At 64.9% G+C, this 15966-nt stretch carries 13 protein-coding genes and 1 tRNA gene; 4 read left to right on the forward strand and 10 right to left on the reverse strand.

Annotated features, from left to right (window positions below):
* Positions 1–86 precede the first annotated feature (86 nt).
* The 4 genes from O3932_RS06135 to O3932_RS06150 all read right to left on the reverse strand — a co-directional run bounded on the left by O3932_RS06135 (position 87) and on the right by O3932_RS06150 (position 3995).
* The gene (locus O3932_RS06135) at positions 87–1436 is read right to left on the reverse strand and encodes an MFS transporter (protein ID WP_371536971.1); all 1350 of its coding nucleotides are present in this window, start codon (positions 1434–1436) and stop codon (positions 87–89) included.
* Positions 1437–1673: 237 nt separating this feature from the next.
* Positions 1674–2390 carry a 2-C-methyl-D-erythritol 4-phosphate cytidylyltransferase gene (ispD, locus tag O3932_RS06140; RefSeq protein WP_371537083.1) on the reverse strand — a complete coding sequence of 239 codons (717 nt, stop codon included), beginning with the start codon at positions 2388–2390 and terminating at the stop codon, positions 1674–1676.
* A complete protein-coding gene (locus O3932_RS06145; RefSeq protein ID WP_009647929.1) occupies positions 2374–2892 on the reverse strand; it encodes a CarD family transcriptional regulator in 519 nt (172 codons plus the stop codon). Before O3932_RS06145 ends, ispD begins: the two co-directional genes overlap by 17 nt.
* A gap of 365 nt (positions 2893–3257) precedes the next feature.
* Complete coding sequence (locus O3932_RS06150; protein WP_021612715.1) at positions 3258–3995, reverse strand: phosphoglyceromutase; 738 nt, start codon at positions 3993–3995, stop codon at positions 3258–3260.
* Positions 3996–4252: 257 nt separating this feature from the next.
* On the opposite strand from O3932_RS06150, the gene O3932_RS06155 reads away from it, so the two are divergent.
* Both O3932_RS06155 and O3932_RS06160 read left to right on the forward strand, forming a co-directional pair.
* Positions 4253–5479, forward strand: a complete 1227-nt coding sequence (locus O3932_RS06155; protein ID WP_371536975.1) for an OmpA family protein — start codon at positions 4253–4255, stop codon at positions 5477–5479.
* 45 nt (positions 5480–5524) lie between these two features.
* A complete protein-coding gene (locus O3932_RS06160) occupies positions 5525–6013 on the forward strand; it encodes a hypothetical protein (protein WP_371536977.1) in 489 nt (162 codons plus the stop codon).
* Positions 6014–6072: 59 nt separating this feature from the next.
* Here the strand turns inward: O3932_RS06160 and O3932_RS06165 are convergent, their stop codons facing one another.
* Positions 6073–6402: an Lsr2 family protein gene (locus O3932_RS06165; RefSeq protein ID WP_291452611.1), complete on the reverse strand. Its 330-nt coding sequence runs from the start codon at positions 6400–6402 to the stop codon at positions 6073–6075.
* Between the two features lie 228 nt (positions 6403–6630).
* On the opposite strand from O3932_RS06165, the gene O3932_RS06170 reads away from it, so the two are divergent.
* The gene (locus O3932_RS06170; protein ID WP_009647919.1) at positions 6631–7092 is read left to right on the forward strand and encodes a MarR family winged helix-turn-helix transcriptional regulator; all 462 of its coding nucleotides are present in this window, start codon (positions 6631–6633) and stop codon (positions 7090–7092) included.
* Positions 7083–8315, forward strand: coding sequence for a chloride channel protein (locus O3932_RS06175; RefSeq protein ID WP_371536980.1), 1233 nt, complete (start codon positions 7083–7085; stop codon positions 8313–8315). Before O3932_RS06170 ends, O3932_RS06175 begins: the two co-directional genes overlap by 10 nt.
* 346 nt (positions 8316–8661) lie before the next feature.
* On the opposite strand, the gene O3932_RS06180 is transcribed toward O3932_RS06175, so the two are convergent.
* The 5 genes from O3932_RS06180 to O3932_RS06200 all read right to left on the reverse strand — a co-directional run bounded on the left by O3932_RS06180 (position 8662) and on the right by O3932_RS06200 (position 15966).
* Complete coding sequence (locus O3932_RS06180) at positions 8662–9864, reverse strand: PLP-dependent transferase (protein ID WP_371536983.1); 1203 nt, start codon at positions 9862–9864, stop codon at positions 8662–8664.
* A gap of 305 nt (positions 9865–10169) precedes the next feature.
* Positions 10170–11213, reverse strand: a complete 1044-nt coding sequence (gene hemH, locus O3932_RS06185; RefSeq protein ID WP_371536985.1) for a ferrochelatase — start codon at positions 11211–11213, stop codon at positions 10170–10172.
* A 323-nt stretch (positions 11214–11536) separates the two neighbouring features.
* The gene (locus O3932_RS06190; protein ID WP_009647448.1) at positions 11537–12007 is read right to left on the reverse strand and encodes a Dps family protein; all 471 of its coding nucleotides are present in this window, start codon (positions 12005–12007) and stop codon (positions 11537–11539) included.
* A gap of 2086 nt (positions 12008–14093) precedes the next feature.
* Positions 14094–14166: transfer RNA gene (locus tag O3932_RS06195), tRNA-Thr, on the reverse strand.
* 186 nt (positions 14167–14352) lie between these two features.
* Entirely contained in the window at positions 14353–15966 is a 1614-nt protein-coding gene (locus tag O3932_RS06200; protein WP_314570165.1) for an alpha/beta hydrolase, read from the reverse strand.

Consider the following 15966-nt stretch of genomic DNA (forward strand, 5'->3'; position numbering starts at 1 on the left):
CAATAGACGACACGTCCCCGACGCCCGAGACTCACTCGGTCGCATCGGGGACGTGTCACGTGTGGGCGTGGGGCCTCGCCGAGGCCTCAGTCCGCCATGTGGTCGAGCGTGGCACGCTCAGCTTTGACGGGAGCGGTCAGGGCCAGGCCCACGCCGAGGATCAGCATGATGCCGAGGATGCCCCAGTAGGTGTAGTCCGCGCCCGCGGGGGTCATCCGCTTACCGATCATGAGGAAGAGGCCGTACATGGCGGGGGCCATGAAGGACACGGCGCGGCCGGTCGTGGCGTAGAGGCCGAAGACCTCACCCTCGCGACCTGCGGGGATGATGCGCGACAGGAAGGAGCGCGACGCAGACTGGGTGGGGCCAACAAAAACACACAGGATCAGGCCGAGGCTCCAGAACACGATGGGTCCGTGGGCGTGCAGGAAGAAGACGCCGAACCCGGCGACAACCATTGCGGTCAGGGACAGCATGATGACGTTCTTCGGGCCGATCTTGTCGTCCACCCACCCGAACGCCACGGTCGCCAGGCCTGCAACGATGTTCGCGGCGATCGCGAAGATCATGACATCGCTGGCGCTGAAGCCGAACGCCGTCTTGGCCAGGACCGCGCCGAACGTGAAGACGCCTGCCAGGCCGTCGCGGAAGACGGCTGAGGCGATGAGGAAAAACAGGGTGTGCGGGGCTTCGCGCTTGAGGGTGACGACCGTGCGCCACAGGAGCTTATAGGAGTCGAGGATCGTCTCATGGTCGTCCGCCGTCGACACCTTCTGAGGCAGCGGCGGGTTCTTCAGGACGGGGATCGCGAAACCGCCCAGCCACAGGGCGGCGATCACCATGGAGATGCGGATGTTGAGGTGATCGTCGGCGGGCACGCCCAGCACGTTCACGCCAATCAGGCCGACGTAGAGGATCAGCAGCAAGACGATGCCGCCGATGTAGCCGGCCGCCCAGCCGAAGCCCGAAATCTTGCCGCGGTCTTCCTTCTCACCCAGGTGGTTGAGCATCGCGTTGTAGTTCACGGAGGCGAACTCGAAGAACACGTTACCCAGGCCCAGCAGCGCAATACCCAGCATGAGCGCGCCCTTAGGGCCGAGGACCGACGCCGGGTGCACGAAGTACATGGCGAGCATGCAGACCACGACCGCCCCCGTGAACCATCCGAGCCAGACCCCGCCACGGCCTCGTCGATCAGCGCGCTGACCGGTGATCGGGGCGAGCAGCGCAATGAACAGGCCCGCGATCGTCATGCCGTTGCTCAGCCACGTCGCGGCCGTCCCCGCGTCCGTGAAAACGCCGTCGCTGGTCAGGTACGTCGTGAAGACAAAGGTCGTGGCAACCGCATTGAAGGCGGCGCTGCCCCAGTCCCAAGCCGCCCAATCGACGACTTTGCGCGTGATGACGCGGCGATGGGTGGCGGGCGTGGTGCTCATGGAATCGGGCTCCTTCGCTCGGGAGTGCTCGGTGGCGCTGGTGCGCCCAGGGCGAAACTACCACGTTTCGCGGCGCACCCCCTCTTCGGACCGCAGTGGGGACGAGGCCGTGGACACCTCGCGGGGAACACCTGGCTGCGCGGGCGGGCGCGAATGCGGAGGTCAGAGCCATCGCAGGCCACCATCAACGGTATGACAGGCGCGACGGCCTTCCGTCAGACAAGATCCGCCGCGCCGCTAGGCGCTCGGCTCCTCGGCTGCGAGAAGCTGGGCGAGGGCGAGGTCCAGGGGGCGTGTCACCTTCAGGGAGCGTTCATCACCGGCAACGGTCTGAACGGAGCCTCCAACGGCCTCGACGAGGCCCGCGTCATCCGTGGCTGCCACGGCCTCGTCGGCGCTTCGGGAGGCACCCGCCTCGTGGGCGCGGGTGAGCACGTCCCATCGGAAGCCCTGCGGGGTCTGCACGGCCACCATGTCAGCGCGCCGGGGCGTGCCCGTGACGAGGCCCGAGGCGTCCACAGTCTTGAGCGTGTCCGTGACGGGCAGGACCGGGATGACGGCACTAGCGCCGCCGCGCACCGCGTCGATGACGCGCGCGCTCACCTCCGGGGGTGTCAGGGGACGAGCCGCGTCATGCACGAGGACGACCGCGTCCGCATCGCGGTGCCCGAGGGCAGCCAAGCCCAGGGCGACGGATGCCTGGCGGGAGCGGTCAGAGCCAGTGACCACGAGGACGTCCTCGATGTCGGCCAGGGCGGCGCGGAAATCCTCGATGGACGAGGCCGGGGCAGTCACGACGATCATTCCCACTCCCCCGGCGCGTAGGCCGCGGGCCGCCCACCAGACCAGGGGGCGACCCGAGAGGGAAACGAGAGCCTTGGGCAGCTCGCAGCCGAGGCGCGAACCCGAACCGGCGGCCGTCAGGACCGCGCAGGCTTCACTCAGCTGCGGCATTGTCATCGATCTCGATGCGCCCCTCAGCCAGGACGGCGTCGAGACGCGCGGCGGCCTCCGACTTCTCAATGTTGCGAGCCAGGGCCAGCTCGGAGGTGAGGATAGAACGTGCCTTCGTCAGCATGCGCTTCTCGCCCGTGGACAGCTTCTTCAGGTCATCGCGGCGCGTCAGGTCGCGCACGACCTCGGCGACCTTAACAATATCGCCGGTCGCGATCTTCTCCTGGTTCGCCTTGAAACGGCGCGACCAGTTGGTGGGTTCCTCAAGGTAGGGGGCGCGCAGGACGGTGAGGACTTCCTCAAGCCCATCCTCGTCAACGATGTCACGGACGCCGACCAGGTCGACATTCTCGGCGGGGACCTGGATTTCAAGATCACCCTGGTTCACGCGCAGCTTGAGGTATGTTCGCTCTTCACCACGGATGGTGCGCGTCATGACCTCTTCGATCGTTGCTGCGCCGTGGTGCGGGTAGACGACCGTCTGACCGATTTCGAACGACATGGAAAGACTCCTGAATGCTCGCGTGGATAGCACGGCCTATTCTACCAGTTGCCTGACGAATATCCCCGAGACAGCATGAAAAGCCTACGTTACACGCACTAGAGGAACGGCACAAACCAGCTTCAAGTACGACCACAATGCGACCATGCTTGCGGCCCCGGTCACGATCACATGGTCAGGTTTAGGGAATGCGCCACAATGCTCATTAGCCCCCGAAACACGGCATTTTTCAGGTATCCGCACGCCGTCCATGCCACGGCAGACACGCCTCCACCGGGTCCTCGCTGACCATCCACACGCCGCGACCGAGGGCATGACGAAACCCCGGCCTCGTCCACGCAGACGATGCCGGGGCCCCGCGTTGCTCACTTACCCTGGTTGGCGACCGCGGCGATCTTCGCCTCGGCCTCAGGATCCAGGTAAGTGCCACCCTTCTTGATGGGCTTGAGGGTCTCCTCGTCGAGCTCGTACACCAGCGGAATGCCGGTGGGGATGTTGACGCCGGCGATATCCTCGTCGGAGATCTCATCCAGGTGCTTGACGATGGCGCGCAGCGAGTTGCCGTGCGCGGCGATCATGACGGTCTTGCCGGTCTTGATCGCGGGAACGATGGCCTCGTCCCAGTAGGGCAGCAGACGCGCGATGACATCCTTGAGGCACTCGCTCATGGGAACGGGCTCGCCGGCGTAGCGGGGATCCTGATCCTGCGAGAACTCAGAGCCGGCCTCAATGGCGGGCGGAGCCACGTCGAAGGAACGGCGCCAGAGCATGAACTGCTCCTCGCCGTACTCATCGCGAATTTCCTTCTTGTTCTTGCCCTGAAGCGCACCGTAGTGGCGCTCGTTGAGACGCCAATTGCGCTCAACGGGGATCCAATGGCGATCAGCGGCGTCGAGAGCCAGGTTCGCAGTCATGATGGCGCGACGCAGCATCGACGTGAACAGGAGGTCCGGGAGAACGCCGGATTCCTTGAGGAGCTCACCACCGTGGGTAGCCTCCGCGCGGCCCTTGTCCGACAGCGGAACATCCACCCAACCGGTAAAGAGGTTCTTTGCATTCCATTCGCTCTCGCCGTGGCGGAGCAGCACCAGTTTGTAGCTCATGTCTCTATTGTCCCACAGACAACGCCCAGCTCCTACATTCCATGTCGTTGATCACGACACAGGTTGAGCAGTTCCCCCACGTCAGGGACGAGGCCGGGGCCGTTTCCCCGGTTTCCCACCCCCTGGCGCACCCCGGGGTCCCCCTGATTAACCCCTGAACGCTCTTTCCTTTTTCCCCTGAGATCGTTGAAGACCTGCAGCTTGACATGATTACCGGAACAGTATGCGCCCCCCGTTTTGTCCCGTACGGTTAAACCATGACCATCACACGACGCACTCTGACAGCGGCCGCGCTCATCACCGCGGCCACCCTCGCTCTGGGCGCCTGCGGTTCTTCCAAGCCGAAGACCACCGAGACCACCACCCCCACCGCGGAGGCCACCACCGCCGAGCCGACACAGTCCCCGACTGCCTCAGCCACGGCCTCGTCCACCCCGACGGTGCCCGGATACCGTCCCGGAGAAATCCCCCCAATCCCCCTGTTCTCCCTGCCCGCTATCGATGTGTTCGCCTCCAACGCCGACAAGGCCGTCATCGATTCCGCTTCCTCGCAGCTCTCCTCCGTCGAAGGCGTGACCGTCTCGCCCGCCAAGTGCGACGGATCATCCCTGATCTCCGGTTCCACGATCTTCGGCGGCGACGGATCGGCCGTCTCCTCCTCTGCCAATGGCACCGTCGTTAACGCCGGTGACGGCTCCGGCGTCATCACCGAAGGCTCGACCACGATCACCTACGCGGGCGACGGCTCGGGCACCTACACGAACATGGCGACCATGCTCACGATCACCGTCGACGCTGACGGCTCCGGCACCTACACCACCCCGGACACCACCTTCACGCTCGACGGCAAGGGATCGGGCACCTACACGAACACCAGCTCCGACGAGACCATCACCAACGACGGCAACGGCTCCGGCACGCACACCACGCGCACCGTCACCGTCATCAACAACGGAGACGGCACCGGCAGCTACACGAGCCCGAGCCTGACCATCATCAACAACGGTGACGGCACCGCCCAAGTCAACGGCCAGAAGGTCACCGACGCGCCGAAGGTCGACAAGGCCGCCAAGCTCGGCAAGTTCCCGGCCGTCGAATCCCTCAAGCCCGTCGAATCCTGTGGCACGCTCATCACCCTGGAGGACGGCGTTCTCTTCGACTTCGGCAAGTCTGAGATCCGCTCCGACGCCTCGCAGACCCTCAAGAAGCTCGCGGACGTGCTCAACAACGCGAAGGTCCCCGCCGCCCACATCTACGGTCACACCGACTCCATCTCGGACGAAGCCTTCAACCAGCAGCTCTCCGAGGCACGCGCGAACGCCGTGTCCGGCGAACTGAAGAAGGACGGCGTCACCGCGACGATGGACGCCACCGGTTACGGCGAGTCCAAGCCCGTGGCCCCCAACGAGAACGCGGACGGCTCCGACAACCCCGCCGGTCGTGCGCTCAACCGCCGCGTCGAAATCTTCATCCCCGCTTTCTAGTACCCTGACCAAGGTGTAACTTCGATCCAACGAAAGGGAGACGCCATGTCTATCAAGTCCCTCCTCCCCGCCGCTGCCGCCGTGGCCGTGGCAGCCCTGGCCCTGACCGGCTGCACCCAGAACAACGCCGCCCCGGCCGAATCCTCCTCATCTTCTGCCGCGCCGGCCGCCTCCGCGCCCGCTTCCTCCGCTCCCGCAGGTTCCGCCGATTCCTCGGCCACCCCGGCTCCCGCCGCGCCGTCGGCTGGCGCTGCGGACACCTCCGCACCCATCACCTTCGACGAATCCAACCAGCACCTGACGATCCCCGCTGGCGTCACGAAGGTCATCGTCAACGGCTCCAACAACGCGATTGAGGGCGGCTCGGTCGCCGACATCACGGTGAACGGCTCCAACAACGACATCCACGTCGAGGCCCTCACCGCCACGGCAGCTTTCACGGGATCCAACAACACAATCACGTTCGAGAAGGCCACCAACTTCAAGGTCACCAGCGACACCGGTGCGAATAACACCATCGAAGGCGTCGAGTGACACCGACTAAATAATCGGGGGGTGCAGGTTGTCCTGCACCCCCCGATGACATGTATCGATCAGGCATGCGCCTTACGGTACGCCTCGACAATCGGAGCGGGAATGCGACCACGATCAGAAACATCGAGGCCCTCCCCCTGCGCCCACGCACGGATCTTCGCGTTCTCCAGGCGCTGGTTCGGGTTGCCCGCATTGCCGCGGCGGCGAGTCGAGCCAACCTTACGGCCAGCCTTAATGTACGGCTGAATAGCCTCGGCGAATTCCTCGAAATGCGCGCGGTTCAGATCAATTTCGTACGAAGCGCCGTTAAAGGCGAAACGCACCGTCTGATCGGCAGGCGAGCCATCGAGATCGTCAACAACTTCCACGACCTTCGTCGTCTTCTTCATATTCTATTCCTCCTGAGGGATCAAGAATTCCACATTCCAACCATCAGCGGAATTCATATTAATTAGAATAACGCAATACCCACTCCCTTTCTCATTATTCACATTCCATGTCAAACGTGACTTATATAGCACCGATTGATAGCTACCGGTAATTGAAAGTTATACTCGTCATCAGACGCACGAGGCTGGGGAGGCCACGCGACTCACCCAACGAGACGAGGAGACACAGTGAGCGGAGCACACCACCACCGAGCGGCGGCATGGGAGCTCTACTTCACCACCACCGCTCGCCTGACCGAACGCATCGAAGCCGCCCTCAAATGCCAGTCGGGCCTGTCGATGCCCGAATACTCAGTCCTCCTCATGACCGACCGCGCCGGCGAAGCAGGCATCCGCCCCTCCGTCCTCGCACACAAGGTCGTCTTCTCCCGCTCACGCCTCACCCACACCATGAAGCGCCTCGAATCACGCAACCTCATCTCCCGCCGCCCCTGCCAGGGCGACGGCCGCGGAGGCCTTGTCTTCCTCACCGACGCCGGCAAGCGCCTCTTCGATGAGGCCGCCATCGTCCAGCGCGACGTCATCCGCCGCCTCTTCCTCAACGAGATCACACCCGAGGAAATCGACATGCTCACCGGCCTCTTCAGCCGTGTCAGCGAGCGCATCAACAACGACACGCCATGTCCGTAACAACCCGGCGATTCGCAGTCGCCACCCTGTTCACCGGAGTCATCGCCGGCCTCGTCGGCCTGGCGTGCATCCACCTGCTGCACTGGATTCAGGCCCTCGCCTGGGACATGCACTCCGGGACTCTCCTGGAGGCCGTCAGCGCAGTCTCCCCGGCCCGCCGTGTTCTTAACCTGGTGCTCGGCGGCATCTTCGGTGCCGCGTCGTGGTTTTTTCTCTTCCGGCGCTCCCGCGCAATCACGTCCGTATCGGCGGCCGTGGGCGGCACCCCCATGCCGCCCCTGCGCGCCACCTGGCACGCCCTGACCCAGGTGCTCATCGTCGGCCTCGGCGCATCCGTCGGACGCGAAGTCGCCCCGCGCGAAATGGCCGCCGCGTTTTCTGCGGCCGCCGCCGACCGCCTGAAACTCACCCCCGGAGACCGACGCATCATCGTCGCGTGCGGCGCAGGTGCGGGCCTGGCCGCCGTCTATTCGATTCCCATATCCGGGGCGATTTACACGCTCGAAATCCTGCTCGTGTCGCGTTCGAGGCGCGCTGTCGCCGCCGCGTTCTGCACGTCGGCCATCGCCGTCCTCATCTCCACGGGATTCACGAGGCCCACACCCTTTTACTCTGTCCCCACCCTCACGCCATCACTCTCCCTGACCGTGTTCGCGGCCCTCGTCGGGCCGCTACTGGGGGCCGCCGGGTGGGCCTTCAAGCAGGCAGTCGCCCGCGTCGGTGCCGCCCGCCCGCGCGACTGGCGGCTGCTCGCGTCACTTCCCACCGCCTCGTTCGTCGTCGGCGTCATCGCCGTGTGGGTGCCCTCCGTGCTCGGCAACGGGCAGGCCAGCGCGCAGACCCAGTTCGACGCCGTCTGGGCGACCGGTGCTGGCCTGGGCATCGCCGCACTGGTACTCGCCGCCAAGACGGTCACGACCTTCCTCACGATCCGCGCCGGCGGCTGGGGCGGCGTCCTCACCCCCGCCGTCGCCCTCGGCGCTGGCATCGGGGCCGTCATCGGCCTGCCCTGGGCAGCCGCATGGCCAGGCTCGCAGGTTGCCGCCTTCGCCTTCATCGGGGCCGCCGCATTCCTCGGCGCGTCCATGAACGCACCCTTCACCGGCCTCATCCTGGTCATCGAGTTCACCGCTCAGGGACCCACAATCCTCGTCCCCGCAACCCTCGCTGTCGGCGGTGCCACCGCCGCGACCGCTTGGCTCAGCCGCCGCTCCAAGGCCTAGAGACTAGTTCCCAACCGATTAACAGCGCCTGGGCGGCAGCCCGCCCGCCATCCCCACTCAACGATGCCCGGGGGCAGCGGCCCGCCCGCTCGCCGTCCGCGCTGCGAGCCTTCGGCTCGGCGCGTCGGCTCGAAGCCCGTCCAGGCCCCGCCGCCGCCCCCGGGCACCACAGTCATACTCCCCAACCATGCCGCACGTAACTCGATCCCAAGTGCTTCAATTTTGAAATCGCATGCCCGGAATTTCAACGTTCTGGGTATAACCACAAACTGACCCGAGTCAATCACGTGCGAGTTTTGGTGATGCACCCGGGCTGCCCCTGCCTCGTGCCTGCCCCACGCACCCCTCAGATACCGGCGAGCGCCTGCTCCAGATCCGCGATCAGGTCACCCACGTCCTCCAGGCCAACCGCCAGGCGCAGGAGCGTGCCAGGTACGCCGCCGACCCCGCCAACACGCGTCGAATGCGTCATGATCGCCGGGTGCTCAATGAGGGACTCCGGCGCACCCAGCGACGCGGCCAGCGCGAAGATGCGCGTGCGCGTCGTCAGCTCAAGGGCCGCCTCCTCCGTGGCAACCTGGAAGGACAAAACCCCGCCAATGCCTCGTGGATTCTGACGCTGGGCCAGCTCGTAGCCCGGGTCCGAGGCCAGCCCCGGATAGTGGACCGCGCTCACCTTCGGGTGGGAGGCCAGGAACTCGGCGATCCTCTGTGCGTTCTCGCAGTGGCGCTCCACGCGCAGAGCCAGAGTCTTCAGGCCGCGGTGCGCCAGGTACGTGTCGCGCGGGGACGGCACGTGACCGAGAGCCATCTGAAGCTTCACGGCCTCGGCCGCCGCGTCGCGCTCGCCGAAAAAAGGCTCGACGTGCGCGGGCAGCTCCAGGCCATCGCGCAGGATGAAAGCTCCGCCGATCACGTCGGAGTGGCCGCCCACATACTTGGTCGTCGAGTGCACGACGACGTCCGCACCCAGCTCGAGGGGCCGCTGCAACACCGGCGTCGCAAACGTGTTGTCCACGATCAGCAAGCCGCCCACCTCGTGCGTGAGGGCCGCAATCGCGGCGATGTCAGTAACCAGCAGGAACGGGTTCGAGGGCGTCTCGACCCACACGATCTGGGGGCGCTGCGCGCGAATCACACGTTCGGCCTCGGCCAGGTCAGTCAGATCCACGGCCTCGGAAGTGATGCCCTCGGCGGGCTTGATGACGCTCAGGAGCTTGTGCGTTCCCCCGTACACGTCAGTCGAGTGCACGACGTGGTCGCCGGGGCGCGCCAGCAGACGGATCACCGTGTCCTCGGCGCTCATGCCCGACGGGAACGCGAAGCCGTGCGTCGCCCCCTCCAGCGCGGCGAGCGCCCCCGCGAAGGCGTTGGTCGTCGGGTTGCCACAACGCCCGTACTCGTATCCGCTGCGCAGCTGGCCCGGCCGGTCTTGCACGTACGTCGACGCGACGTGCATCGGCGGTACCACGTCCCCCGTCACGGGGTCCGGGTCAAACCCGGTGTGGATGGCCAGCGTCGCGAAGTCGGTACAGTCAGTCGTGCTCATACCGTCACGGTACGAGGCCGTGGCTGACCACGCCGGAGGGGTTCGACCGCCGGTCGTTTGTGACAGCATCCGAGGGCAGCGCCGGGCGCTGCTCACACATCCACGTTGCCAACCGGATCGCCACGCTCGCGGATAGGAAAAGAGCTGACGGATAGGTTATGAACACGCGGATAGCTTAGTAACCTATCCGCAAGTGAATAACCTATCCGCATAGGCACAACCTATTCGCGATACGCACACAAACTCTCTCTCATGTGCACGCGGTCGGATCAGCCCCGCGTCTCCTCTCGGATTGACGTGCGCTTCTACACCCAGCCGGCGAGCGCGATGCGCGCTTGCTCTTCCAAGGCAGCAACCGCGCCATCGGAGTCGTTCGCCCACGGCACGTAGTGGAAGTCCCCGCCCCCGGCCTCGACGAACGTCTCACGGTTCAGCTGATCAATCTCCTCGAGCGTCTCCAGGCAATCCGCCATGAAGCCCGGGCAAATGACGTCCACGCGCGGGCACTTCGCGGCGCCCAACTCAGCCATTTCCTCGATCGTCTGCGGGCCGAGCCACTGCGCGCGCCCAAACACAGACTGGAAGGTGGCCGTCAGGGAACCCATCGCCAGGCCGAGGCGCGACTCAAGGGCCGCGACCGTGTGGCGGCACTCGGCGCGGTAGGGGTCCCCGGCCTCGTCCATGGCGACCGGGATCGAGTGGAAGGACACGACGACGCGGTCCCCTATCAGGAAGTTCGGGCGACCCACCCGCTCCCAGTGGCGCTCGAGCGCGATCGCAAGCGCCTCGATGTACGCGGGGGCCGCGGGGAAGGAACGATGCAGGCGCATCTCGAAGCCATCGCGGTTGCGGCCGATCCACTGGGCGACCGCGTCGTTGATCGTCGTCACCGTCGAGGCCGCATACTGCGGATACGCGGGAAGAATCGCGACCCGGCGCACCCCGTCGGCATGCAGGCAGTCCAGGACCGAACCGATAGAGGGCTGCCCGTAGCGCATCGCGACCTCGACGCGCACGCCCGGCAAGCGCTCGCCGAGGCGGCGGGCCTGCTCACGGGTGTAGTGCATGAGGGGCGAACCCTCCTCCATCCAAATGCTGCGGTACTTGGCGGCGACCTCGCGGGGGCGCACGCGCAGAATGATGCCCTCGAGGATGGGCTTCCACAGGAGCGGACTCATCTCGATGACGCGACGGTCGGACAGGAACTCGCGCAGGAACGCGCGCACCGGACCAGGCTCGGGGGCGGTCGGCGTCCCCAGGTTGACTAGAACCAGGGCGGGCTGTGCCTCACCCTGTTGCGCATGGATCGACGTCGAGGTGGTCGCTGCTACGTCCTGGGAATTCGTCACTCCACCAGCCTAATGTTCACGCTTCCCCATGTCGCTGACGCTGTGTCACCTTCCGGAGAGAGCGTTCGCGCCGTTCCCCTTCCTCGTCGCGTTCCTCCCGGGCACAGACGAGGCCTCGGCAGCCTAGCGCGATACCTGCAGCCCACACCGCGCTCACATACCACAGAACGCCAACCGCATTCGGCTCGGGGCACCATCACCCCATCCACCGCGATGGGCGAACTCACGCACACACAAGGGTGCCCCACCTGTGACAGGCGGGGCACCCGATGTTATTCACGCGAGCCTACGCGACCCGCTCCCTCCTCACGGAGGTGTCAGGCTCAGGCCTGGCCGTTCTGGGAACGGATGAACCACGCCTGCTGCTCGAAGCGACGGATGTAGTCGTTGAGAATGTCGGCGGAGGCGGAATCCTCGGCGTCAACCTTCTCGTGGACGTCGCGCATGGTGCCGACGGTCGCGTTGATGGCGGCGACGGCGAGTTCCTCGGCGTCATCGGTCTTGATGATCGTCTCGGGGACGGTCGGGAGGGTGTTGCGCTGGGCGACGACCTCGGGCAGGCCATTGGGGACGACCTGGAGGGCGCGCATGCGCTCGGCGATCTCGTCGGAGGCCTCGCGGGCGATGTCAACGACATCGTCGAGGTACAGGTGCAGCGAGCGGAAGCCCTCGCCGGTGATGTTCCAGTGCAGCTGCTTGCCCACGAGGGACAGCGCCGTCACGTCGGTGAGGACCTTCTGCAGGTTGCCTGCGAGAACGTCGGAAGCCTTGAAACCAGTGGACTCAACGGTCATGATGAATCTCCTCTACGTATCATTTCGGTGCGGGGTTGGCCCTTGTGAGGCCGTGCCCTTCAGACACATCCATGATGGTCCCTTGGTCCCACAATTTCTAGCGCTGTCCACTGTTTAGTCAAATGTTTCACGATACTGTCAAACTTGGGAATAGAGCCGTCGTTTTAGGCGTTTTTACGTCATTAGGACCTTTGCCCTATGGGATAGGATCGCCTTACCAATCTTCGCCGAGGTCACGGTTGCTTCATGCGGTCGGGCATCGCCTCGGGTCTGTGGGCGGCGGCAGGTATTACTCACGCCGTCAGGTCGAGCGCGCATGCCTCATGCCCATATGGATGGCGTTGGGGGACGACGCCGTTGCAGAGCATCGCAGGCACATCCCATGCCCGTGCGGGCGGAAAGCATCGACAAACCGGAGAAGAACCGTCAATCTGGATAGGTTACGGCGTTCTGGATAGGAAAATAACCTATCCAAAAGAGCAGTTCCCATCCAGAACGCAACTTCCCATCCAGAACACGCGAACCAACCTAATGCGAGGCCACGGATCGAACCAGTTCCGTTCTTTCACGGATAGGTTACGACGATGCGGATAGGTTATCGCCATGCGGATAGGTTAATAAGCTATCCGCATGCTCATAACCTATCCATGAGGCAACAACCTATCCGCGTACGCAACGACCCCCGGCCGGCAGGCACCGCGAAGGCTTGACCGAACCGCTTCTGACGCGCACGTTAACCCGATAGGTGACTGCCTGGGCGAGCTACCCACCATGCCTCAATAGGGTTTATCTGCGTATTGAATGGTTAATACTGCCAATAGATGAGCCCAGCTGCAACCACTGACCCGCACGATCTATTTCACCGCAACGTGATCAGTCCTCGCGAAGCAACTCAGCCCCACCCGGGTTCCCTAACCCTCACGTGGACCCCACGTTATATCCGAACCCACCATTTCGCACGTGACCCCTCTAATCCGCACGTTAACCCGCTAATGCGTGCGTGGGAAGTCCCGCCCACGCACGGAATAGCGGGTTTGTATGCGACGTAGCGGGTTACCGCTCGCAACATCGGGTTCGCGCGCGAACAACACACCATGACCGACACAGTTTTGCCCAAAACGCAGACCGCCTCGCCCACAACAGCCCATTTTCAGCATTTTTCACCGAGGTGGTCTGCACTTTGGGCACCACACCAGCACGAACCGCGACCTCACCACCACCAAACGCGAGGAATTTCGCTACACGAGGGTCCGACACGTCGGCGACACGCGCCATACACCACAAAACAGCTCGGACATGCAGTGAGACGCTCGCGCACGGGGCGTCGCTACACCCGGGTTATAGGACATGTCGTGTTGCTGGGTTTGCACCTTGCATACCTTGGCATGCCCTTCTCGTCCGCACGTGGGCCTGCTATTCCGAGCCTGGGCAACCCCGCCCACGTACGGAACAGACGGCCCACGTGCGAAACAGCGGGTTCACATGCGGGACACGTTGGAACCCAGGTCACTGTCGCACACAGCCAATCCATGACGGATCACGGGACAGCCACACACAGGCCCGCGATGCAGCATTCACAGGAACGAGGCAAACACGACCACCTACAACAGCGACTTTCCCGCGCCGCACAGCCGACAAGTCACCACCCCAGCAACACGATTTGTCCATCCTCCAAGTTGGCTCACACCAGCTACAACACCAACTTTCCCGCATCAACAAGCCAAAAAGTCACCACAAAACCAACACGATTTGTCCTGTAACCCAAAACCCCACCAGCACCAGTGCGCAGGCTGCCGGAGGGCCAGACTGCGATGCCCGCGGGCGGCGGCAGGGCCTGGCCGGACAACGAGCCGACGCGCCGAGCGAAGCTCGCGGCGCGGACGGCGAGCGGGCGGGCCGCCGCCCACGGGCACACCAAGCAGCCCAGCCGCGATAGTGGCAGGGTGCGAAGCCCATCCCGGGGCACCCGCAGCCACGTGCGCCCGCAGCTCGGGACACCCAGACCCACCGCACGCTCGCCCGCGCACTCAGCCCAGGCCTCGTACATAGACGAAAGCGCCCACCCCTGTAGGGGTGGACGCTTCTGAGCCGCCTGTGGGAATCGAACCCACGACCTATTCATTACGAGTGAATCGCTCTGCCGACTGAGCTAAGGCGGCCGTGCCTGCCGTTCCGCCGTTTCCGGGGCGCGCAGGCAACGGCACAACTCTACTGGACGAACGGGTCGTTACGCAAACCAGGACGACCAACCAAGCAATGTCGTGGGTCACTACCTACCGGGCCGAATGGACCTACCGGACCAGCTGGACCTACCGGACCGACTGGGTCTACCGGACCGATTGGACCTACTGGCAGGTGAGTCCGTTCTGGGGCACGTTGCCCTTGACCAGGTAGTCTTCGACGGCCCTCACGACGCACTGGTCGGCACCGCGACGGTACGCGGTGTGGTTCCAGCCCTCGACGGTGATGAGGACACCGGAGTCGAGCTGTTCGGCCAGGCGCTGCGCCATCGGGTAGGGAGTGGCGGGGTCGTGCGTGGTGCCGATGACGAGGATGGGGGCGGCACCGGTCGCGTGAATGGGCTGACGGTCGGCGTGCTCGGTCGGCCAGGCGGACAGGCCGGCGGAGGGGTAGCCGACGTAGCGGCCCAGAATCGGCAGTTCGCTCTTGAGCCCATTGACGCGCTCGATCCACTGGTCGGTCGTGCCTTCGGGCTCGTAGTCCAGGTTGTTGATCGCGTTGATCGCATCGGCTGAGTTGTCGGCATAGGTGCCGTCAGGGTTGCGCGAGTTCATGAGGTCGGCGATGTCGAGCAGCGCACTGCCGTCGCCTCGGCGCACCGCGTCGGCGTACGCGTCAGAGAGTTGGGGCCACCACTGGGTGTTGTACATGGCACCGATCATGGCGGTGATGGCGAGGCTCTCGGTGAGCGGGCGGTCGGGGTCGCTGGTGGGAAGCGGGGCCTTGTCGAGGGATTCGAGGAAGGCTCGCACGTTCGAGATGCCTTCGTCCTTGGTGCGTCCCATCGGGCACGTGGACTGGGTGGCGCAGTCGGCGATCCACTGCTGGAGGGAGGCGTCGAGGCCGCGCATCTGCATGGCGGAGACGTCTTCGATGCTGAGCGAGGGGTCGAGGGCCCCGTCGAGGACGAAGCGTCCGACGTTTTCGGGGAAGAGGCCCGCGTAGGTGGCACCGAGGAAGGTGCCGTAGGAGTAGCCCAGCAGGTTGAGCTTGTCCTGGCCGATGACGGCGCGCACCATGTCGAAGTCGCGCGCGGCGCTGACCGTGTCGATGTGTTCGAAGATAGAGCCGGAGTGGTCGCGGCACCCGTCGGCGAGGTCGCGCGAGCCTTCTTCGGCCTCGGCAATCGCGGATTGCGGGCTGTCGTCGACGCCGTCGGTTTCGGCACCGGCGTTGTATTCGTCCTTTTCCTCGTCGGTCATGCAGAAGACGGGGGTGGAGTCGCCGACGCCGCGCGGGTCGAGCGCGACGATGTCGTAGGCCTTGACGACGGATTCGCCGAGGCCCTGGGCCGAGTAGTACGGCAGCGCTGAGACGACGGGGCCGCCGGGGCCGCCGGGGTTGATGAAGAGCGCGGGTGCATCCTTGGCCCCGGAGCGGTGGATGGCGAGGGCGAGGGTGATCTGGTCACCGTCGGGGTTGTCCCAGTCCAGGGGCGCTTTGAGGAACGCGCACTGGTACTCGTTCGGGTCGGAGCTGTTGACGCCTCGGTAGCTGTCGAAGGTGCCTTGCGCGCACTTGCCCCACGTGATGCCCTGGTTGTAGTACGCCTGGATGTCTCCGCCTTGGACGTCGATGGGCGCGGACGAGGCCGTGGCGGTTTTGGTGGGTGCGGGTGTCTTGAAGCGTTGGATCCCGTAGTAGCCGACGATGGCCAGGATGATCGCGACAACTGCGAGGATCGCGACGGCTGCGGCCGCGATTGAGCGTGTTTTCAT

It is taken from the genome of Pauljensenia sp. 20925_1_25, from assembly GCF_041433955.1.
GTDB lineage: Bacteria > Actinomycetota > Actinomycetes > Actinomycetales > Actinomycetaceae > Pauljensenia.